This window comes from Corynebacterium sp. zg-331 (assembly GCF_014267345.1).
Taxonomy (GTDB): domain Bacteria; phylum Actinomycetota; class Actinomycetes; order Mycobacteriales; family Mycobacteriaceae; genus Corynebacterium.
Genome location: NZ_JACMYD010000001.1, coordinates 1 through 19,795 on the forward strand (window position 1 = coordinate 1; position 19,795 = coordinate 19,795).

General features: G+C 65.4%; 25 protein-coding genes, 3 tRNA genes and 1 CRISPR repeat array (1 of these 29 cut by a window edge). Of the genes, 15 read left to right on the plus strand and 13 right to left on the minus strand.

Annotation, left to right across the window (positions count from 1 at the left end; all coding sequences use genetic code 11):
• Positions 1-410: DUF485 domain-containing protein (locus H7347_RS00005; RefSeq protein ID WP_152820208.1), on the minus strand; the 410-nt coding region annotated here is incomplete at its 3' end.
• A gap of 792 nt (positions 411-1,202) precedes the next feature.
• On the opposite strand from H7347_RS00005, the gene H7347_RS00010 reads away from it, so the two are divergent.
• Positions 1,203-2,072, plus strand: coding sequence for a GIY-YIG nuclease family protein (locus H7347_RS00010; RefSeq protein WP_152820209.1), 870 nt, complete (start codon positions 1,203-1,205; stop codon positions 2,070-2,072).
• A 190-nt stretch (positions 2,073-2,262) separates the two neighbouring features.
• Here the strand turns inward: H7347_RS00010 and H7347_RS00015 are convergent, their stop codons facing one another.
• The 3 genes from H7347_RS00015 to H7347_RS00025 form a co-directional block, all read right to left on the minus strand.
• Positions 2,263-2,547: a hypothetical protein gene (locus H7347_RS00015; RefSeq protein ID WP_152820212.1), complete on the minus strand. Its 285-nt coding sequence runs from the start codon at positions 2,545-2,547 to the stop codon at positions 2,263-2,265.
• A gap of 242 nt (positions 2,548-2,789) precedes the next feature.
• Positions 2,790-3,293, minus strand: a complete 504-nt coding sequence (locus H7347_RS00020) for a hypothetical protein (RefSeq protein WP_152820214.1) — start codon at positions 3,291-3,293, stop codon at positions 2,790-2,792.
• Positions 3,294-3,304: 11 nt separating this feature from the next.
• The gene (locus H7347_RS00025; protein ID WP_152820216.1) at positions 3,305-3,562 is read right to left on the minus strand and encodes a helix-turn-helix transcriptional regulator; all 258 of its coding nucleotides are present in this window, start codon (positions 3,560-3,562) and stop codon (positions 3,305-3,307) included.
• A gap of 122 nt (positions 3,563-3,684) precedes the next feature.
• Here H7347_RS00025 and H7347_RS00030 point away from each other — a divergent pair, with 122 nt between their 5' ends.
• Genes H7347_RS00030 through rdgB form a run of 3 tightly spaced genes read left to right on the plus strand, consistent with a single transcriptional unit; the run spans position 3,685 to position 5,823 of the window.
• Positions 3,685-4,452 (plus strand): MBL fold metallo-hydrolase, encoded by a 768-nt coding sequence (locus H7347_RS00030; RefSeq protein WP_152820217.1) that lies wholly within the window; start codon positions 3,685-3,687, stop codon positions 4,450-4,452.
• A 22-nt stretch (positions 4,453-4,474) separates the two neighbouring features.
• Positions 4,475-5,209, plus strand: coding sequence for a ribonuclease PH (gene rph / locus H7347_RS00035; RefSeq protein WP_152820219.1), 735 nt, complete (start codon positions 4,475-4,477; stop codon positions 5,207-5,209).
• A 5-nt stretch (positions 5,210-5,214) separates the two neighbouring features.
• Positions 5,215-5,823, plus strand: a complete 609-nt coding sequence (gene rdgB / locus H7347_RS00040; RefSeq protein WP_186337179.1) for an RdgB/HAM1 family non-canonical purine NTP pyrophosphatase — start codon at positions 5,215-5,217, stop codon at positions 5,821-5,823.
• Here rdgB and H7347_RS00045 read toward each other — a convergent pair.
• Positions 5,820-6,194, minus strand: a complete 375-nt coding sequence (locus tag H7347_RS00045) for a DUF3817 domain-containing protein (RefSeq protein WP_152820223.1) — start codon at positions 6,192-6,194, stop codon at positions 5,820-5,822. The genes rdgB and H7347_RS00045 overlap by 4 nt on opposite strands.
• Positions 6,195-6,205: 11 nt before the next feature.
• Positions 6,206-6,640 (minus strand): hypothetical protein, encoded by a 435-nt coding sequence (locus H7347_RS00050; RefSeq protein WP_152820225.1) that lies wholly within the window; start codon positions 6,638-6,640, stop codon positions 6,206-6,208.
• An 83-nt stretch (positions 6,641-6,723) separates the two neighbouring features.
• On the opposite strand from H7347_RS00050, the gene H7347_RS00055 reads away from it, so the two are divergent.
• Positions 6,724-6,805, plus strand: a tRNA-Leu gene (locus H7347_RS00055).
• A gap of 324 nt (positions 6,806-7,129) precedes the next feature.
• Here the strand turns inward: H7347_RS00055 and bcp are convergent.
• Positions 7,130-7,588, minus strand: a complete 459-nt coding sequence (gene bcp, locus H7347_RS00060) for a thioredoxin-dependent thiol peroxidase (RefSeq protein ID WP_152820227.1) — start codon at positions 7,586-7,588, stop codon at positions 7,130-7,132.
• Between the two features lie 43 nt (positions 7,589-7,631).
• On the opposite strand from bcp, the gene H7347_RS00065 reads away from it, so the two are divergent.
• The 5 genes from H7347_RS00065 (at position 7,632) to H7347_RS00085 (ending at position 11,370) form a co-directional block, all read left to right on the plus strand.
• A complete protein-coding gene (locus H7347_RS00065) occupies positions 7,632-8,378 on the plus strand; it encodes a thioredoxin domain-containing protein (RefSeq protein ID WP_186337042.1) in 747 nt (248 codons plus the stop codon).
• A gap of 3 nt (positions 8,379-8,381) precedes the next feature.
• Entirely contained in the window at positions 8,382-9,215 is an 834-nt protein-coding gene (locus H7347_RS00070; RefSeq protein WP_186337043.1) for a cytochrome c biogenesis CcdA family protein, read from the plus strand.
• 156 nt (positions 9,216-9,371) lie between these two features.
• On the plus strand, positions 9,372-9,650 hold the full coding sequence (locus H7347_RS00075; protein WP_186337044.1) for a DUF3618 domain-containing protein: 279 nt from the start codon (positions 9,372-9,374) through the stop codon (positions 9,648-9,650).
• A gap of 77 nt (positions 9,651-9,727) precedes the next feature.
• Positions 9,728-10,555: a hypothetical protein gene (locus H7347_RS00080; RefSeq protein WP_152820232.1), complete on the plus strand. Its 828-nt coding sequence runs from the start codon at positions 9,728-9,730 to the stop codon at positions 10,553-10,555.
• Entirely contained in the window at positions 10,552-11,370 is an 819-nt protein-coding gene (locus H7347_RS00085; protein ID WP_152820233.1) for a hypothetical protein, read from the plus strand. The genes H7347_RS00080 and H7347_RS00085 overlap by 4 nt, the downstream gene beginning before the upstream one ends.
• On the opposite strand, the gene H7347_RS00090 is transcribed toward H7347_RS00085, so the two are convergent.
• Together H7347_RS00090 and H7347_RS00095 are read right to left on the minus strand one after the other, a co-directional pair.
• Positions 11,367-11,948 carry an isochorismatase family protein gene (locus tag H7347_RS00090; RefSeq protein ID WP_186337045.1) on the minus strand — a complete coding sequence of 194 codons (582 nt, stop codon included), beginning with the start codon at positions 11,946-11,948 and terminating at the stop codon, positions 11,367-11,369. The two genes, H7347_RS00085 and H7347_RS00090, sit on opposite strands and share 4 nt — an antisense overlap.
• 100 nt (positions 11,949-12,048) lie before the next feature.
• A tRNA-Lys gene (locus H7347_RS00095) sits at positions 12,049-12,121 on the minus strand.
• Between the two features lie 292 nt (positions 12,122-12,413).
• Between H7347_RS00095 and H7347_RS00100 the strand changes: the two genes are divergently transcribed.
• Positions 12,414-13,604 (plus strand): Ig-like domain-containing protein, encoded by a 1,191-nt coding sequence (locus H7347_RS00100; protein WP_370513896.1) that lies wholly within the window; start codon positions 12,414-12,416, stop codon positions 13,602-13,604.
• A gap of 8 nt (positions 13,605-13,612) precedes the next feature.
• Here the strand turns inward: H7347_RS00100 and H7347_RS00105 are convergent, their stop codons facing one another.
• From H7347_RS00105 to orn, 3 genes are all read right to left on the minus strand, one after another.
• A complete protein-coding gene (locus tag H7347_RS00105; RefSeq protein ID WP_152820234.1) occupies positions 13,613-14,788 on the minus strand; it encodes an LppP/LprE family lipoprotein in 1,176 nt (391 codons plus the stop codon).
• A 111-nt stretch (positions 14,789-14,899) separates the two neighbouring features.
• Positions 14,900-14,972, minus strand: a tRNA-His gene (locus tag H7347_RS00110).
• 49 nt (positions 14,973-15,021) lie between these two features.
• The gene (gene orn / locus H7347_RS00115) at positions 15,022-15,651 is read right to left on the minus strand and encodes an oligoribonuclease (protein ID WP_152820235.1); all 630 of its coding nucleotides are present in this window, start codon (positions 15,649-15,651) and stop codon (positions 15,022-15,024) included.
• A 74-nt stretch (positions 15,652-15,725) separates the two neighbouring features.
• Between orn and H7347_RS00120 the strand changes: the two genes are divergently transcribed.
• The 4 genes from H7347_RS00120 to H7347_RS00135 all read left to right on the plus strand — a co-directional run bounded on the left by H7347_RS00120 (position 15,726) and on the right by H7347_RS00135 (position 18,142).
• Positions 15,726-16,535, plus strand: a complete 810-nt coding sequence (locus H7347_RS00120) for an SDR family oxidoreductase (RefSeq protein ID WP_152820236.1) — start codon at positions 15,726-15,728, stop codon at positions 16,533-16,535.
• On the plus strand, positions 16,528-17,649 hold the full coding sequence (locus H7347_RS00125) for an isochorismate synthase MenF (protein WP_152820238.1): 1,122 nt from the start codon (positions 16,528-16,530) through the stop codon (positions 17,647-17,649). The genes H7347_RS00120 and H7347_RS00125 overlap by 8 nt, the downstream gene beginning before the upstream one ends.
• 91 nt (positions 17,650-17,740) lie before the next feature.
• Positions 17,741-17,911, plus strand: a complete 171-nt coding sequence (locus H7347_RS00130; RefSeq protein WP_186337046.1) for a hypothetical protein — start codon at positions 17,741-17,743, stop codon at positions 17,909-17,911.
• Positions 17,912-17,929: 18 nt separating this feature from the next.
• Positions 17,930-18,142 carry a hypothetical protein gene (locus H7347_RS00135; protein ID WP_152820241.1) on the plus strand — a complete coding sequence of 71 codons (213 nt, stop codon included), beginning with the start codon at positions 17,930-17,932 and terminating at the stop codon, positions 18,140-18,142.
• 95 nt (positions 18,143-18,237) lie between these two features.
• On the opposite strand, the gene cmrA is transcribed toward H7347_RS00135, so the two are convergent.
• Positions 18,238-19,038, minus strand: coding sequence for a mycolate reductase (gene cmrA / locus H7347_RS00140; RefSeq protein WP_186337047.1), 801 nt, complete (start codon positions 19,036-19,038; stop codon positions 18,238-18,240).
• 167 nt (positions 19,039-19,205) lie between these two features.
• A CRISPR array of direct repeats spans positions 19,206-19,795; the repeat unit is 28 nt; unit sequence GTGTTCCCCGCGCTAGCGGGGATGAGCC; it runs 1,024 nt beyond the window's last position.

Genomic DNA, 19,795 nt, shown 5'->3' on the forward strand with positions numbered 1-19,795 from the left:
CAATCACAAGACGAGCTGCCTCCCTCCGGAACTCCGGAGTGTAGCTCTTTCTTTGTTGCCCACTCACAATGAACATCTTCTCCTACGGGCACAGGATCCGTACTAATCGGGTGTCCACTAAACGAGGGCAACCTCACATAGGCCCAGGTGATGAGAAAGGTGCTGATAAATTGCAGGAGGCCCAGTACGATCCCGAGGTTGATGTTTCCCGCCACGGGGATGGCGTAGAGCCCCGGTGTGTACATCGCCATGACGATGTAGAGCGCAAACCACACCAGGCCGGCGACGGTGACGGGGAAGGTAAAGGAGCGGATCGCTGAGCGTAGCTCCCGGAACTCCGGGCTTTGCTGAGCTCGGCGGAACTCCTTGCTCGTGGGTGTGTGGGGCGCGACCCCGGAGGTGGTGATCATGCGTAGCCTGCCTATCCATAGTCCGTGAGACAATGAGGTGACTCACTATCCGGCAAGGATTGTTGGATAGCATACAAAAAGGTTGCGTTCTGTGAGGCAAAAATGGGTGGCAATGTTTCCGCGCCCAGACGGTGGGGCGGGGGAGGCGCTTTTAGTAGCGCAAATGGCGGGAATCTGGGGGTGATCGGCGGGGGTATGTGCCCCCTTGCTGCGCACCTAGCAGCTCAAGATTGTGGCCCGTCAGGTGGTCTTTTGGCCATTGCGGAGGATGGAGCGCCGGTAGGTGCGGGCGGATGGCGTCAGCACCGCCACCACCGTGAAGGGGTGCTCACGGTTCATGTACTCGCGCATGCGGGTGTTCCCGGTTTATGAGAGTGTCTCCACGCCTGATGGTGGGATGCCGGGCTGTGGTGTCTGATGTTTAGATGCTGGGCCTCGATCTACATGCTGTGTGCACCGCCGACGCTGCAGCTGTGAGCTGGCGGTTTTGCGGTACGGGCCACACCTGGTCATGGCTCAGATTGTGGAACACTGCGATCGTCGTATTATTCTCAACCTGCGCCGCGCAGGTTACGGGTTCGTTGTTCATCAAGATCATTTACGGTGGGGTGTTCCCTTTATACCACTGCCGACGAGCGTAGAAGTGTTAAATTGTGGGCACTGGTTAGCCTTGCAAACAGGCTTGTGTAATGTGCTTTATGTCACACGGTCGGCTAGAATTATGTGCGTATGTGAATGTTTTATGCAGGAGGTTGATGGTGGCGACACCGAAAAACAGTGAAGTTGTACTTGATGGATGGCTCCCCTTTTGGGCGGATTAAGTCTTCGTTGGGCAACTGGATCGGGCAGGTCTACCTGATTCCGCGCACAGATCTTGCCAAGAGTAAGGACCGTTCCGAGTTTAAACAAACCGGCGTTTACATCCTGCTTGGCACCGATGATAAGACCGGCGAGGACAAGGCCTATATCGGGCAGGCCAGGGAACGTAAGAACGGCAACGGAGTGCTCGGCCGCATTGTTGAGCATGTGGGTGAAGGGAAACTTGACTACTTCACGCACGCGATTATGATCGTCACTTCCGACGATTCATTCGGTCCAACCGAAATCTCCTATCTGGAACACGCGTTCTGCGAGCAGGCTCGCAAGGCTGGCCGTGTGCGTACGATGAACAGTAACGATCCATCACCAGGTAACGTCACCGAGGAGAAGGAAGCTGACCTTAACGAGTTCATCGAGTTCGCTAAAATTGCTATCCGATCACTGGGCTACCGTCTGTTCGACCCGGCCGATGAGGCCAAAACTACCACCGACACGACGTCCTCGGGAACCGACCATGTCGAGCCGCTGCTGTATCTGGACTACAAGGGAGCGTTAGGGGAAGGACGTCAAACGGCTGACGGGTTTGTGGTGCTTGCCGGTTCTAAGCTTCACGAAGAGATGGTCCCCTCCGTGCCTGACTCGGCAAAGAAAAACAGGGAGAAGTATAACAAGCGCATCGGCCCTGACTTCAACCTGCTGGAAGATACATTGTTTGGCTCCCCATCGGCGGCTTCTGCTTTCCTCACTGGTGCTTCCACGAACGGCAAGACGTATTGGAAGAACGATCAAGGTGTCACACTAGGTGATCTCGAACGTAACGAACTTGGGATCACCGATTACTAAGCCTGACAAACGGCGAAAAGCCCCGCTACCACCCATGTCGAATAGCGGCGGGGCCAGGGGCGCCGGTAGTGCGCTGGGTTATCGGATGCTGAGCTTGCTGGTTTACGAGCTCCTGGATGGCGGGGTAATTGCGGCGGAGTGGGCCTGGTTCCTGCCCCGGTGCTGGGCGTGGAGGGTATTCGGCATAGCCTTACTCCTTTGTCCGGGCGGGGTAGAAGGCGGGGCTATAGCCCACGGTGGGGAAGGCGGTGATCGCGTAGCCGGTCAGGCAGGTGATGAGCCCCAGGGAATACATCCAGCGGTCGAGGTCGGCGAGGGTCTTGATGCTCAGGGCGATCAGCGCAATCGCTAGGATCGGAAAAATCGCGCAGGCCAGGCCGTAGGCCAGGGCCCACCAGGTGTTGAGCATCTGGTTTTTATACTCGTCGAGCACGGCGGCGGTGTCCTTGTAGTCGATGGTGGCGCGTAGCGCCAACCAGGAGACACAAGAAATAGTGGTGAGGGGGAGCCAGAAGAAGCACCCCACGGCGGTGACGAGGCCCAGGGCGAGAGTGCCGAAGTAGACCCCGATGAGCAGGCGCTGGCGCTGCGGGGAGCGCCACGATGGTAGGGAGGCGATTCGGTGTTCGTGTTTGGCGCGCTAGCGCTTCGCCTGGCGGTCGTCGTAGCCCAGGATGAGGTCGGTGAAGTTCATGGGGTTCCTTATGGTTGGGTCGCTTAATGGGCGTCGAGTAGCGTCTCGTCGCGGTTCATGCCGGTGGCGATGTCCTTGAGTACGGCGGTGGCGGCAGGCAACGCGATGATTCCGGCGGCCATACCCACCGCGCGCACCCAGGTGGCGGTCTCCTCCGGGGAGGGCTCCAGGGTGGTAATGAAGGTCGGCATGATGAGCAGCGCCGTCATCACGGCCAGCAGGCCGTCCCGGAGCAGGTTCATGGCGCGGGTCTTGGTGCGCAGAACGCGCTCTTGTTCGTATTCGTCGAGGTCATCGAGGCGGGTATTGGATTGCCTTCCGGTGGCTCGCTCGAGGGCGTGCACGCAGCCGATATAACCGCTCAAGCCGATGGCCCAGAGAATCATGGAGGGTATGAGAGAGATAAAGAGAAGAGGAACGGCCGTGACGGCCAGGCCCAGGCTGACCCGTGCGCTGAGGAGGTAGCGGCGTTGGGCGATCATGCTGGCCGGGGGTGAATCGGGATGAGGTGTGGCGGGATGGAGCATGGCGGGGAACCTCATTTCTGATATATCGCGGTGGACATGGGGGCGAACTCGCTGCGGCTGAACACGGCCTCCACGGGGAGGCCAAAGACCTCGCAGATGCGAAAGGCGAGGTCGAGGCTGGGGGAGTGGTCCCCGCGCTCGAGGGCGCCGATGGTCTGGGGATTGACGTCGATGAGTTCCGCGAGCTGGGCGCGCGACATGTCCCGTTCCGCGCGCAGAACCCGGATCCTATTGAAGATCGGGTCCTTCGGCTTTTTCTTTGGGGACATGACTCAAAATGTTGTATAAACATAACAACTTGTCAAGATTTTCCTTCCTTTGCAGGTAATCGATAGGTGGAGGGGCACGCAGAGGTTAGTAAAAACCACCCGATTCGTGGCACTGTAAAACCATGAAGCTGACCATCCTTGGTAGTTCAGGAAGCCTCGGTGCCCCCGGCAACCCCGCCTCGGGATACTTCATCGAGGCCCCCGACATGCCGGGGGTGATCATGGATCTCGGCCCTGGCACCCTGGCCAACCTTCAGACCCTGGCCAACCCCTCGGAGGCGCACGTCATCTTTTCCCACCTCCACGCCGATCACTGCCTGGACTTTCCCTCCCTGCTGGTGTGGCGCCGTTACCACCCCGCCCTGGCAGCCAAGCGCCGCCACCACCTCATGGGCCCCGGCTACGCCCCGCTGCACCTGGGTCGCCTCTTCTCCGACGACCAACCCAACGGCGTGGACGACCTCTCCGATACCTTCGCCTTTCGTCCCTGGCGCGATCGCCAGGCGGAGACCATCGACAGCCTCAGCGTCACCCCCTTCGAGGTGGTGCATCCCGTGGAGGCCTACGCCCTGCGGGTGATCGGGCCCGGCGGGGCGTCGATAGCTTTCTCCGGGGATACCGCCTGGACCCGCAACCTCATCGACGCCGCCCGGGACGTCGATCTCTTCCTCTGCGAGGCGAACTGGGGCACCAGCACCGATAACAAGGCCCCCGCCATGCACCTCAGCGGCGGGGAGGCCGGACGCGCCGCTCGCTTGGCCGAGGCCAAGCGCCTGGTGATCGTGCACGTGCCGCCGTGGCTCGACCCCGAGGAGGCCGTGGTTGCGGCGCGGAAGGAGTTCGACGGCCCCGTGGAGTTTGGCCGACCGGGCAGCGTGTACGAGGTCTAGCCTTGCGGGTACCCTCGCAGGCATGAGTTCTCAGGATTTCCGCCGCGCCGACGGCCGCGCCCTCAACGAGATGCGCCCCGTGCGCCTCACCCGCCGCTTTACCACCAACCCCGCGGGCAGCGTGCTCGTGGAGTTCGGCAACACCAAGGTGCTGTGCACGGCCACCGCCGAGGAGGGCGTGCCCCGCTTCAAGCGCGACTCCGGCGAGGGCTGGCTGACCGCCGAGTACGCTATGCTGCCCGCCGCTCCCTCCGAGCGGATGCCGCGCGAATCCATGAAGGGCAAGGTCAAGGGGCGCACCCATGAGATCTCCCGGCTCATCGGGCGCTCCCTGCGTGCCGCCGTGGACCTGCGCGAGCTGGGCGAGAACACCATCCAGATCGACTGCGACGTGCTCCAGGCCGACGGCGGCACCCGTACCGCTGCGATCACCGGCGCCTACGTGGCGCTGGCCGACGCCGTGGCCGCCCTCCGTGAGCGCGGCGCCGTCACCGGCTCCCCGCTGCGCGAGGCCGTGGCCGCCGTCTCCGTGGGCATCGTCGACGGACGCGTGAGCCTCGACCTGCCCTACGAGGAGGACTCCCGCGCCGAGGTGGACATGAACGTGGTGATGACCGGCTCCGGGCGTTTCGTGGAGATCCAGGGCACCGGCGAGGACGGCACCTTCGACTGCGCCCAGCTCGGGGAGCTGCTCGACGCCGCCGCCGCGGGCTGCGCCCAGCTCATCGAGGCGCAGCGCGCCGCCCTGGAGGCGTGAGCGCCGTGAAGCTGCTGGTAGCCTCCAACAACGCCAAGAAGCTGCGCGAGCTGCGCCGCATCCTCGACGCCGCGGGCGTGGCCGGGGTGGAACTGGTCTCCCTCTCCGAGGTGGACGCCTACCCCGAGCCGGTGGAGGACGGCCGCACCTTTGCCGACAACGCCCTCCTCAAGGCGCGCGCCGGGGTGGCCCACACCGGGCTGCCCACCGTGGCGGACGACTCCGGCCTGGCCGTGGAAGAGATGAACGGCATGCCCGGCGTGCTCTCCGCGCGGTGGTCCGGCGGGCACGGCGACGACGAGGCCAACAACCGACTGCTGCTGGCCCAGATGGGTGACGTCCCGGACGAGCGGCGCGCGGCGGCCTTCGTCTCCGTGTGTGCGCTGGTCCTTCCCGGCGGCGAGGAGATCGTCTCCGAGGGGCGCTGGGAGGGCCGCCTGCTGCGCGAGCCGGTGGGGGAGAACGGCTTTGGCTACGACCCCCTCTTCGCCCCCCTCGACGGGGATGGCCGCTCCTCTGCGCAGCTCAGCCCCGAGGAAAAAGACGCCAGCTCCCACCGCGCACGGGCGCTGGCGGGGCTGGTTGAGCGCATAGCGGCGCTGGCGGAGGGCTAGGCGGGCCGGGGGCCGTCGAGCTGGAAGCGCTCGACGGTCTCCGTGCGGCGCTTCTTCTCCACGTAAAAGGAGAGGAAGGGCACCACGCCGCACAGCGCGGTGACGATCCAGGTCTTGGGCTCCCACCGGGCCTTGAGGCCCAGGTTGAAGGCGGAGAGCACGAAAGCGATGTACACCCAGCCGTGGAAGATGGCCACGTACTTGGCCCCGGCTGGCACCTCCACGGGGGTGAGGTACTTCAGGATCATGACCGTGCAGAGTGCCAGCAGGAATACGCCCGTGACCCAGGCGGCCACGGAGAAAAAGGTCAGCGCCTTGCGCACACGGTGCTGGCGCTCGGGATGAATCTTCGGTTGAGAGGGCTGGGTCATGCTTGCTTCCTTTATCTGTTGTGGTGATCCTGCACGGGCACGCCATCGAGGGCATTGCCGCCGCGCCGGGGTTTGTGCCGCTCATTGAACTCCGCGACGTCGATGCTGGGGCGTTGCGGTAGGAAGCCCTCATCGATGGCGGTGGTTACCTCCCCGAAGCGCTCCACGTCGCGCTGATAGAGAAAATCGGGATCGTCGGCGGCGTTCTCTGCGTCGATCCGCTCGTTCTCATACTCCATAAACTTGCGGTAGGCGTGCACGAAGAAGGCCCCGAACACGGGCCACTGCAGGGCGTAGCCGAGGTTCTGGAAGGTACCGGAGCCGGAGCGGAAGCGCATCCACTGCCACCAGGCCAGCGCCAGGGTGGCCGTCACGGCGAGAGCGAGGAAGACGACGTGGGAGGCGCGCACCCTCTTGCGCGCGCGGGTCTGCTTCTGCGCACTCATGGCCTCCAGGGTACCGTGCCTGTCGAGGCGATCCCAGTGGGCACGGCGTGACCCGATGGTGCGTGCTATAGTTCCCCTTGCGCGCGCCCGTGGCGGAATTGGCAGACGCGCTGGATTTAGGTTCCAGTGTCTTAGGACGTGGGGGTTCAAGTCCCCCCGGGCGCACTCTCACTCTAGGGGTTCGTGTTTTCTGTTGCGTGGATTTGTCCATGGCGCACCACACCAGATACGCGATGGGGGTGAGCAGCACCCGGATCGCGGTTTCCGTACTGGGGTGTCGCTCCCGGAAGGGGAAGGAGAGGGCCACGATGGTCAGGGAGAAGAATGAGCACGTCGGTGATTCCCGTAGTGGTCGTTGCTGTCTCCTAGAATTTTTCCTCGTGCGCCGATCGAGGAGCACCCGGCGGAGGCATTGATACGCGGGTGCTCCTCTCTTTGGTCTAGGTGAGTTCTCCTTCTGGGCCAGGCAGCAGGGGCTTATCTGAACCGTTAGCCCAGATCCCGGATGAACCGCGCCACGTGCCCGGTGGCCTTGACGTTGTACTTGGCCGCGCCGATGGTGCCGTCCGGCTCGATGAGGAAGGTGGAACGGATCACGCCTTCTACCACGCGCCCGTAGTTCTTCTTCTCCCCAAAGGCACCGTAGGCCTTCATCACGGTCTTGTCGGGGTCGGAGAGCAGGGGGAAGGTCAGCTCGTGGTCGCGGCGGAACTCCGCGAGCTTGTCCGGGGCGTCGGGGGAGATACCCACCACGGCGATGTTCATGTCGTTGAGCTGCTCCAGGCTATCGCGGAAGTCGCAGGCCTCCTTGGTGCAGCCGGGGGTATTGGCGCGCGGGTAGAAGTACACGATCACGCTCCGCCCGGCGTAGTCCTTGAGCGATACGGTGTTCCCGTGGGCGTCGATAAGCGAAAACTCGGGGGCGGTGTCTCCTGTGTTCAGTGTCATGGCACCACCATAGCGGTCCGGGGCCTTCGGTATCCTGCGTGGTGTGAAGACTCGATTCGATACCTACGTCAATCCGCACTGCCCGTGGTACCGAACCGCGCCGTTTTATATCGTGCTGGCCGTGCTGGCATTGTTCCTGGTGGTGGTGCTCATCGCGCAGGTTACCGGCGGGGATGGCGAGGAACAGACGGCCGCGGCGAGCGCCACCCAGGGCTCCGATTCCGACGCCGCGCTCAAGGCGCTCATCGAGCGCCGCGAGGCCGACGACCCGCGCGCCCTCGGCGACGTGAACGCCCCGGTGGTGATGGTGGAGTGGACGGATCTGCGCTGCCCGTTTTGCGGTTTCTTCTCCCGGGAGATCCTGCCCACGTTAAAGAAGGAATACGTGGATACCGGCAAGGTGCGCATCGAGTTCCGCGACGTGGTGTACTTCGGGGATCGTTCCGCCGCGGCCTCGGCGGCCGCCAGGGCGGCCGCCGAGCAGGACAGATATGTGGAATACCTGCAGGCCGTCTACGCTCGTGCCCCGGAGAGCGGGCACCCGGAGTTGCCGGACGAGGAGCTGGTGGAGATCGCCAAGGAGGTCGGCGTGCCGGACATGGGGCGGTTTACAACCGATATGAAGGACCCCCAGCTGCGCGCCGCGGCCGAGGAGGAAACGAACCAGGCCCGCCAGTGGGGCGTGCAGGGCGTGCCCTTCTTTGCGGTGGGCTCCGAGGTACTCGCTGGGGCGCAACCGCTGGAGAACTTCCGGAGCTTCCTAGACAAGGCGATTAAGGAGGCCCGCTAACCCGTGGAATTAAGCCTGCTGGGAGCCCTCCTGGGCGGCGTGCTTACCCTGCTCAGTCCGTGCTCGGCGATGCTGCTGCCCGCCTTCTTTTCCTATGCGTTTTCCCGCCCCGCCGCGCTGTTGACCAGCACCGGTGTGTTTTACGTGGGCCTGATTACCACCCTGCTGCCCATGGGGGTGCTGGCCGGTTCCGTGGGGGCGTTGGTCAGCGAGCACCGAGAGGTGCTGGTGATGGGGGGCTCCCTCGTGGTGATCGCTCTGGGCATCATCATGCTGCTGGGCGTGGAGATCCCGCTGCCCGGCGGTGCCGGGGTGGCCGGGGGCAGTTCCCTGGCCGCCGTGTACGTGCTGGGCACCATTTACGGCCTGGCCGGGGTGTGCGCCGGTCCATTGCTGGGCATGGTGCTGACGATGGCGGCGGTCAGCGGCAATGCCGCCCTCGGCGGGCTGACCATGCTGGTCTTTGCCCTGGGCATGACCGTGCCGCTCGTCCTGCTCAGCGTGCTGTGGTCTCGGCTGCCCATCGTGCAGTCCCTCGTGCGCCCGCGCGGGGTGCGGGTGGGCCGATGGACGAACTCGTGGAACAACATCGTGGGCGGGCTGGTGACCATCGCGGTGGGCGCGCTGCTGTGGGCCACCGGCGGGACGGCCGACCTGAGCGGCGTGGTGGGAGTGAGCCAGCAGGCGCGGCTGGAGAGTTGGGTGATCCGAACCACCGCGAATGTTCCCGGCGGGGCACTCCTGCTCGGGGTGGTGGTGCTGTGCGGTCTCGGCTGGTGCGCGGCGCGCCGATGGCGCAAGCGGCCTGCGGGGACGCCCGGTAACAGGCTAGAATGACGCCCAGGGAGAAACCACCCACCGCTGTTCGGACGGCGCGGTGTGTTTCCGCCGCCTGATAAGCACTCGCGGGATCAAGACCCCGCGAGTGCGTGGGCGTGTGCGGCCCCGGCCGCAGGAGAAGCAATTGACTCACAATCCGTTGGGAGAATAAACGTGGCACGCAGTATTGAGGACATTCAGCGGGATATTGAGCGCACCCGTTACCAGCTGGCCAGCACCCTGGATCAGCTCGCGGATCGCAGCAAGCCGCAGAACCTCGTGAACGATGCCAAGCGCGAGGCCACGACCAAGCTCCAGGATCCGCAGACCCAGAAGATCCTGGCGGCCGTGGGGGCGGTCTTTGCCGCCGCCGTTGTGCTGACGATGGCACGCAATCGGAAGAAGAACAAGGACATCAAGGAGTTACAGCGGCTGCTGGCCGGGCGTAATTAACTCGCGGGGGTATTGGTCAGGAGCGCAGGGGTGCGAGGGGATGACGGCCGCGCCCCGGTGTGGCAGCATAGGCGAGCATGACGAGCCACCACGGCGGTGAGGACCGCGAACCGGCCACGCGGAGCTTTCCCGCGCAGAGTACGCAGGGAGACTACGCGGAGTTTCCGCGCGTGGCCGCCAAGGCCGGACCCGAGGCGGTGGGCCCCGCGTTTGAGTCTCGCCGCCCGCGTTTCGAGAGCAGCAACTCCAGCATGATTGCGGCCCTGGCCGCGATGTTCTTCGTGCTCGTGCTGGTGGGGGCGGGCACCTGGATCTTCCTCTTTTCTTCGGGCGATCGGGGGCGGGAACCCGCGGTCGCCGCCCCGATGACCGCCGAGGAAACCGGCCAGCAGTCCACGGTGCGGACCACCTCGGCGGCGCGGACCACCGCGGCCCGGCCCTTGCGCACTGTGGAATCCCGGCGGGTCGCCGCTCCGAGCAGCGCGCCGAGGCGGCCTGCGTCGAGCGCCGTTTCCTCCGCCCGGCCGCGTGCCACCTCCGCTGCGGTGGAACCCACCACCCCGCGCGCCTCGCTGACGAGTACCCCGCCCACTTCCCTCGACCCGCCGGCGTCATCCCAGGCGCCGGCTATTCCGGCGGAGGCCACCCCGGTCAATGCGGCGGCCCGCGCCCCTCGAACCGAAGGACGATACCAGCGGGTATGGGCCTCCGGGGCCACCAGCGAGGATTTTGCCCAGGTGGTGCACCGGCAGTGGCTCAGCGAGTATCAACAGACCGGTCGGCTCACCGCCACCGTGCGGGCCTACAGCCCCACCACGGGTAAAACCTACACGATGAACTGCCGCGATGCAGGGGAGTACGTGCACTGCACCGGCGGCAACAACGCGAATGTGTACATCGGATGATCCGCCAGCATCGTCGCACGGCCGCACTGGTGGTATTTCTGGGGGCCGCGTTCCTCTCGGCCTGCACTATCGGTGAGATGGAACGCCCCGGTGCCGGGAACGCCACGGAGGAAACCGCGGTGGTTACCGAAAGACCCGGCCCCGGAACTCCCGTCGCCCGCGAACGCATCGTCGTCCCGCCGGGTACCTCAGTGGCTGTGGCGGATACCTCGGGCGTGACCACTTACGGGGAGGCGGACGAGGGGCCCGCCTGGTCCACCAGCAAGGTGCCGCTTGCCCTGGCGGCACTGTGTGCCAACCCGGGTGTGATCGATGACGTGGAGAAAGCACTGACGGCTTCAGATAACGAGGCCGCCGCGCGCCTGTGGCAATCCCTGGGTGCCCCGCAGGAGGCGGGGGCGGCGGTAGAAGCGATCCTGCGCGAGGCGGGAGACGATCACACCCGGGTGGAAACGCGCAGGGTGCGACCAGAGTTTTCCAGCTTTGGTCAAACCAGATGGGCGCTTCCGGATCAAGCGGCCTTCGCGGTGGTGCTGCCCACCCTCGATGGCGCGCAGCCGGTATTAGAGGCGATGGGGCGGGTCATCCCGGAGCAGTCTTACGGACTGGGCACCATCGAGGCAATGAGGTTCAAGGGCGGCTGGGGGCCGGATGAGTGGGGGCGCTACACGGTGCGCCAGTTCGGACTGATCGAGACTCCCTGCGGGATCAAGGGAGTGGCCGTGGCGGCGCAACCTCCCGACGGCACCTACGAGGGCGGGCAGCGGCTCCTCACCGAGGTGGCGCAGGAATTAGCGCCCGCGCTGCGGTGCTAGCAGCAGTTTTTCACCGGGGTATTGATCACGGTTGCCCCAGCCTGCTGGATCTCATCGAGGGCCGCTTGGCCTCGGTTGGGATCGACGGGGGAGCAGTAGTAGGAGAGTACGCGGACGTCAAAGCCCTCCCGGAGGCCGTCCAGGGCCGTGGCCCGCACGCAGTAATCGGTGGCGATGCCCACCACGTCGATGGCCGTGATGCTGCGCTCGCGCAGCCACTCGGCCAGGGAGACTCCCTCGGAAAATCCCTCGAAGCCGGAGTAGGCGACGCTGTAGTTTCCCTTGAGGAAGAAGGCCTCGATGTGGTGCAGGGGGATCGAGGGGTGAAGGGCGGCACCGGGGGTACCCGCCCGGCAGTGCGGGGGCCAGGTGTCGAGGAAGTCCGGGGAGTCGGAGAAATGGCTGCCGGGATCGATGTGCCAGTCCTGGGTAGCCACCACGTGTGCATAATCGCGCATTCCCTCCTCGCATTCGAGGAGGGTGCGGATGGTATCGGCCGCGAGGTCGCCGTCGGCGGTGGCCAGCGGGCCGAGGGTACAGAAATCGTTTTGAACGTCTACAACTACCAAGGCCTTCACGGATAAGTATTATGGCACATGTTGGTCAAAAAATCTTGTCCGGCACCGGCTATGGGGTACTAAAAGCCCGGTGGGCCTCCTGGCCTACCGGGCTGCGCTGTGCGCCATCAGGGACTCGAACCCCGAACCCACTGATTAAGAGTCAGTTGCTCTACCAATTGAGCTAATGGCGCTTTTGTGTCTCGCCAGGCGCTCCCTGGCGACGTCCGTTTACTTTACTGCCTGTCGGCGATACCGCAAAATCGCCTGTTCATCGCGTTTTTTGATGCCGCTCGTGCGGGGATGAAACGAAATGAGGATCCGTGACGATGAGGAATCTGAGCGCGGCCGTCGTGGTGGCGTCTCTCCCCCTCGCCCGATGACGATCCCCTTGGTCTCACTTTGGTAAAGGTTTTCGAACAAGGTGCTGTGCGGCTCGGGCGTGGCCACGGCGGGGAACTAGGGTATGACGAGAATTATTTGGTGATGGCTCAACGGGAGGTGGACGTGCGGGTGCGTTCGAGGCTTCGAGTGGTAGCGGCGGCGCTCATGGTGGCGACCCTGGGCGGGGGGCTATCCGCGTGCACTATGGGCCAGAGCGCCGAGGGGTCGGATCAGGCGCAGACGGAGGAAAAGCACGAGCCTCCGGAGATCTCCGTTGCCGACGAGGCTGAGGACGTGGATCCCACCGAACCGGTGACGGTGACCTCCGCGGACGTGGGTCTCGAGGAGGTTACCATGACCAACGAGGAGGGGCGCGAGGTGGAGGCCAGCCTGTCCGCCGACGGTACGACCTGGACCACCGACGAGGTGCTGGGCTACTCGCGCACCTACACCGTGGAGGCGCGGGATAAAAACGGGGAGACCGCCACCGCGGTTTTTTCTACCGTGGCCCCCGAGGGAACGGCATCGGTCACGCTTGCGCCCTACGGAGTGGGCGAGGTAGGCGTGGGCCAGCCCCTGGCCTTTCGATTCTCCCAATCCATCGAGGATCGAGCGGCGGCCCAGCGGGCCTTGGAGGTGACCACTCAGCCCAAGGTCGAGGGCGCCTTTTACTGGGTGAATAACCAGGAGGTGCGGTGGCGGCCGGAAAACTTTTGGGAGCCGGGCACAAAGATCAAGGCTAAAGCCAATATCTACGGCAAAGACTTAGGCGGCGGCATCTACGGGGCCGAGGACAACGAGATCGAGGTGACCATCGGCGATGAAGTGATCGCCGAGGTGGATGACAACACCAAGACCATGACGGTGTACCGCAACGGGGAGGAACTGCGTTCCATTCCCGTCTCCCTCGGCTCCGACCGCTGGCCCACCCCCAACGGAACCTACATCATCGGGGACGCGCACGACTCCCTGGTGATGGACTCCGAGACCTTTGGCCTCTCCCGCGAGAACGGCGGCTATAAGACCACCGTGAAGTTTGCCACGCAGATGTCCTACTCCGGCATCTACGTCCACGCCGCCCCCTGGTCCGTGTGGGCCCAGGGCAACACGAACACCTCCCACGGCTGCATCAACGTCACCGACGAGGCCGCCGAGTGGTTCCAGAACACCGTTAAGCACGGCGATATCGTCAAGGTCAGTAACACCATCGGCGGGGAGCTGAACGGGCTTGACGGCCTGGGAGACTGGAACATCCCCTGGGAGGAATGGAAGGCCGGTAACGCCGAGGGCTAAAGGCGTGCTTAGCGCCCGGCCACGCCGTATTCCTTGGCGCTGATCCACGCGGCGGACTCGGCGTCCTCGCTCGCGTAAATGCGCAACTCGTTCTCGCGCGTGGTGTCGAAGATGTAGCCGTCAAAGAGCACCCGCTTGCCCCGGCCCACTTCCGCGACGGTGCTGACGCGATCCAGCTGGCCCTCCACCGCCTGGGCCTGGACCGGATCGGTGGTAATCACCCGAACCTGATTGGCGTGATACTCGGCGTCCTGGTTAAAGATTGCCACCCCGGATACCGGATCGGTAGTACCGGGAATCCAGTCCGCCTTCTCCGGGTCGGCGGCCTGGCACAATGGAACCTCCTCGATGACGCAGGACACCTGGAGTGAGCGATCGACGTCGAAGAGTACCGCGTCGCGCGAGGCACCCTGCACGGACATGATCTCCTGGTCGTATCCGTGGCGGTGCACGCTGCCCACGTTGTAGAGGCGCGGGGCGATGGGCGCGGTGACGCCGCTGAGATCCAGCCGAGAGTCCGGGTGGACCAGGGCGTCCTCGGGATTCTCCGAGGTGATCTGCATCTTGCCGTCCTGGTACCGCACCCGGGCCGTGGATTCGCCCTCCGCGTCGCGCCGGGTGGTGGTGACCTCCAGCTCCGAATCCGAGCGTCGGGTCACCCCCACCACCGCGCCGACCTGGGCCGGCATGGGGGCGGTGATGAGTTCGTCCTCGTGGAAAAACACGATGGTGGCAAACGTGTGGTCTGCGTCCGGATTCTCCAGGTCTCCCTCCGCGCCGGGGAAGGTCACCCAGCTGAGCTCCGCGCAGGGATCGAAGTGGTTGTCGGCCACCTGTCCCAGGTAGCCCCAGGCCTCGGACTGGAGGCCTGGGCTGGGGGAGCCCTCCGGGAAGATCGGAACGATGGGAACGCCCAGGATCGGGCGCAGGGCGGTATCGCTGAGCAGGATCGCCCGGCAGTCCTTCTTTGGTTCCTTCTTCGGGGCGCTTGTGGTTGTGGTAGCGCTGGCGGTGCTCGTGCTGCTTGTCGCGTTGGTCTTGGCGGAGTGTGCTGAGGATGTGGGCGCGGCGGGGGTGGTGGTCTCGGTGTCTTCCTGGGGGCTGTCGCAGGCGCTGAGTCCCAGCGCGGCGACGCACGCGGTGCTCGCCAGGATCGCGGCGGGGGAGAAGGGGCGTAGTCTCATAGCCCATAAGATTAGGCGGCGCGGGTGAGCCGAGGAAGGGTGGGGCCAGGGGGTTTCGCATTGCGGTATCGGTAAAGGGCCTTAACTCCATAAGAAGTTAAGGCCCTTGGGGGTGGCTGACGGGGCTCGAACCCGCGACACCCAGGATCACAACCTGGTGCTCTACCAGCTGAACTACAGCCACCATCGCCGCCGTAAAGCAGCGAGAACAACCATAGCCTACCGAGTCGTTTTTACAAAAATCGCTGGTAGGCCTCGGTGGCCTGGGCCTGCGCCGCGGCAGCTTCCTCGGAGGTGGGGCCGGGCTCGGGGGTAAAAACGCTGCGTCGGTAGTAATCCAGTTCTCGCACGGACTCCACGATGTCCGCCAAGGCGCGGTGGGACATCCCCTTGTCCGGCTGATGGTAGTAGGCGCGGGGGAACCAGCGTTTGCTGAGTTCTTTGATGGTGGAGACGTCCACCATGCGGTAGTGGAGGGCGGCGTCGAGGCGGGGCATGTACTCGCGGATGAAGGCGCGGTCGGTGGCGATCGAGTTGCCGGCCAGCGGCGCGGGGTGGTCGGGGTGGCAGTGCTCGGCGATGAGCGCGAGCACGGCGTCCTCGGCCTCTTGCAGGCTCACGGAGGAGGAGCGGATTTCTTCGAGGAGCCCGTTGTCGCGGTGCATGGCGGTCACGTAGTCGTCCATCTGCGCCAGTTCCTCCTCGGTGGCGCGCACCACCAGATCCACGCCCTCACCCAGGATGGTGAGGTGGGCGTCGGTGACCAACGCGGCCACCTCCACGATCACGTGGCGGTGGACGTCCAGGCCGGTCATTTCCAGGTCGATCCAGACGAGGCGGTCGTCTTTGGCTGGCTGAGTCATGCCTCCCAGGATAGGACGCTCGTTCGGGCCCCCATCGGCTGCCCATAGATAAGGAAAGGGTAACTTGGGTAATCATGTCTTCGGATCTCATTATCGTGACAGGCGCCGCCGGCGGGATCGGCGCGGCCATCGCCCAGCAGTGCGCCCGACGCCCCGGCGTGGCGCTGGTGCTGACGGACCGCGAGGAAGCCCCGCTGCGTCGCGTGGCGCAGGAGGTGGCCTCGGCGGCCGCCCAGGGGGTGCGGGTGGACGCGCGGCCCTGCGATCTGTCCTCGGAGGAGGAAGTCACGGCCCTGGTCGAGGAGGCCGTGGTCCAGCACGGGGGCCTGCGTTATCTTCTTCATGCTGCGGGGGTGTTCGTGGATCGCCCCGTGGTGGATACGAGCGCGGCGGAGTTCTCCCGGATGATGAACGTCAATGCTCACGGCACCTTCTACCTACTGCGCGCCGCGGCCCGCGCGATGACCGTGGGCTCGTGCCTGCCGCAGGACGCACCCGACCGGGGCATCGTGGTGGTGGCGTCGAATGCGGCGGGCGTACCCAGGATGGGGATGGGGGCGTACGCGGCGTCGAAGGCGGCGGCCTCGGCGCTCACGCGCTGCCTGGGGCTCGAGCTTGCGACGCACGCCATCAGGTGCAACGTGGTGTGTCCCGGTTCGACGGATACGGCCATGCAGCGGGATTTTTGGGGCAGCGATCCCGAGGCGGGGCGGCGTCGCTCCCTGGAGGGCGACCTGGGCGCGCACCGCCTGGGTATTCCGCTGGGGAGGATCGCCACGCCGGAGGACGTGGCGCGCACGGTGGACTTCCTGGCCTCCGAGGGGGCCAGGCACGTGACCCTCCAGGAACTCTACGTGGACGGGGGTGCCACCCTTCATGCCTGATGCGGGGGCGGCCGAGGCCCTGGACAGGGGCGATCTCTTCTTCTGGCACGAGGGGCGGGTGCGCTACGTTCCCGCGCGGGCGCTGCGGCCCGATACCGGCGAGGCTTGGGAGCCGGGAGCGATCTTGGCCGGGGCGATTCCCTTCGACGAATCCGGCGGTACGGCCCCGGCGCTGTGGCGCGCCCCGCGGTGGCAGGAATTACCCGTCCGCAGGCCCGCCCCGGGTGACGTGCTGCCCGAGGTGCGCGATCTGCACCCGGCGGCACCCACGGGCGACTACCTGGCGGCGGTGCGCCGCGCCGTGTCCCGCCTGCGCGCGCCGGATACCGACCTGCACAAGGTGGTGCTGGCCCGTGCGGTCACCGCCCGCCTGGCCGACGAGCCGGTCTGGGGCGATCTGATCGATCACCTGATCCGGCGCAATCCGGCCGCCACGGTCTTTTCCATCCCGGTGCCCGCCGAGGATGTGGGGCGGCAGGTGTTCTTCGGGGCCAGCCCCGAGCTGCTCTTGCGCAAACAAGGAGCCAACGTGGTGAGTCATCCGCTGGCCGGTTCCGTGCCCCGCAGCCCGGATCCCGAGGAGGATCGCCGCCGCGCGCAAGGCCTGTTAGCCTCGGCCAAGGATGCCCACGAGCACGCCTTCGTGGTGCGCATGATCGCGCAGGCGCTCGGGCCGGTGTGCGCGCAGCTAGACGTGCCGGAGCGCCCGAGCCTGCTGGCCACGGACACGATGTGGCACCTGGGCACGCGCATGAGCGGCCGGCTCGCCCCGGAACACGAGCGCTGCGATGCCCTCGCGCTGGCCCGTCTGCTGCATCCCACCCCGGCGGTAGCGGGCTGGCCCACGGATCGGGCGCTGCGGGTCATCGCGGAGATGGAGCCCGCCGATCGGGGCCTCTACGCCGGCGCCGTGGGCTGGGTTGATGCCAAGGGCGATGGGCAGTGGAACGTGTCTATCCGCTGCGCCCTGCTGCGCGGACTGCAGCTGACCGCCTGGGGTGGGGCCGGGATCGTGGCGGACTCAGAGGCGGAAGCAGAGCTGCGAGAGACCGCCGCCAAGCTGCGCACGATCGTTACCGGGTTGGGCGTCGACGCGCAACCCGCAGAGGGATAGGTAAGCCTTGCTCTATCTTTGTGGGCTCGCGTAGTTTGTGGGACTCACCCGCACTTTCGTAGAGGACGTGCCGGAACAAAGGACATCACTCATGGCGCTTTCCCTGCGTCGCCTCGGGGCGGGACTGATGGTCTCCGCCCCGCCCTCCCGGGTCTTGCTTGATCCGCTCACCGTGATCCTGGTGGGCGTGAGCGCGGCGCTCCAGGCCGTCACCACGGCCCTGGCGCTATCCTCGCGCGGCGTGTTCGATGGCATTCGGTAGCGGACGGTGGGATCCACGATGGGGCGCGGCGGTGAGGACATCGCCGTGGCCTGGGCGGGCCTGCTGATCGGCAGCCTGCTCGCCGCGCTGCTGGCCCGCCCGATGGATCTGCTCTTTCTGGGCCGGGAGGCGGCCACCGCCCTGGGCGCCTCCCGGGGCGGATTCGGCTGGGGATCGTGGCGGTGGTGGCGATCCTGGCGGGTACCGCCACCGCGGCCGTGGGGCCGGTGATCGTGCCGCACAGGGTGGTGGATGAGTCCTCGTAGTCCCTGGGGGTCGATCGAGGTGGGGGAGGATTCTCTCACGATCATGAAGAGCGGGCTATATTAGCCTATCTTGGCGTAAAAACGTCCGATGATCGGGGAAATCAGCGCCGTGGGCGTGATCGCGGACAGGGTATTCATGGCCTTGGACAGTGGCCCGGGCACCACGCGGCGCTTGTTCTTTGCCAACGCCTCCAGGGTTTCGCGCGCGCAAGACTCATAAGTAGTCCACAGGAAGTCCGGCACCACCTTGTCCACGATGCTGGCCTCGGCGGGGTTGATATGTGCCTCGCGCACCGGCCCGGGGGCCAACAGGGTGCAATGCACGCCGGTACCCTTCAGCTCGTAATGCAGGGCCTCCGTAAAAGCATTCACCCCGGCCTTGGTGAACACGTAGGTGGCATTATTAGGAATGGGAATGTTCCCGGCGGCCGAACCTACGTTGCACAGGGCTCCCTCGCCACGTTCCACCATTGGGTCCAAGACCGCGCGGCTCAAACGAAACACGGCCGCGGCGTTGAGCCGAAACTGATTGGTCTCATAACCCCAATCCTGCTTTATAAAGGGGCCAAAAGAAGCGATGCCAGCGGAATTAATGGCAATGTGCACGTGCCGATTAGCCAGGTGCTCGATGAGGCGAGTGACCTCGTCCTCCTCGGCGAGGTCACAGGCGAAGACCTCCACCTTAATTTTGTGTTGCGCCTGGAGTTCCTCCGCCAGGGCAGCGAGCACCGACTCGCGCCGGGCCACCAGCAACAGGTTGTGGCCCCCGGCGGCGAGTTCGCGGGCCAGGGCCGCACCGATGCCTTGGCTCGCGCCGGTAATTAGGGCGTAAGAGGATGGAGAAGGGGAGGGTAATGTCATAAGCGGATCCTTAAGGTGGGGGCTAAGCGACGTCCTGCCCATCGTACAAGCGCGGTAGCCCTGGGCTACGGCGGCAGGTGGGGCTGGGTATAGCGGGGGGAGGGGCCCTCGGAGAGAAGTTATAGCTAAAATGAGTACGAGGCTCGCATCGCTGCTGGTCAGCAAGTGTGTTCCCCGCGCTAGCGGGGATGAGCCGAGAGGGCCAGAACGGTTCGAGCCGGTGGAGCTGTGTTCCCCGCGCTAGCGGGGATGAGCCCATGGTGCGTACTGCAGTGGGTACGGGTATGCGGTGTTCCCCGCGCTAGCGGGGATGAGCCGGCTCGACAGGCCATCAACCGCAGACCCAATCAGTGTTCCCCGCGCTAGCGGGGATGAGCCGGGGCTCTAGGATCGCCGCACCCATCGACGCCAGTGTTCCCCGCGCTAGCGGGGATGAGCCTCTCTGTGTGGGTTGTGTGAGAGCTGAATAGTGGTGTTCCCCGCGCTAGCGGGGATGAGCCGAATTTCCCAGGATTGCCCCGGACGAGGCTGTAGTGTTCCCCGCGCTAGCGGGGATGAGCCGTTCTCCTCCCCCATGCAGATCGGATAACCCCGGTGTTCCCCGCGCTAGCGGGGATGAGCCGTTGTGCCGAGTTCCTGGGCGTAGGGCAGCATTGTGTTCCCCGCGCTAGCGGGGATGAGCCCTCCGCGGGGCTACGCTCGGAGATTCAACGTGCGTGTTCCCCGCGCTAGCGGGGATGAGCCCAGCTTGTGGGGG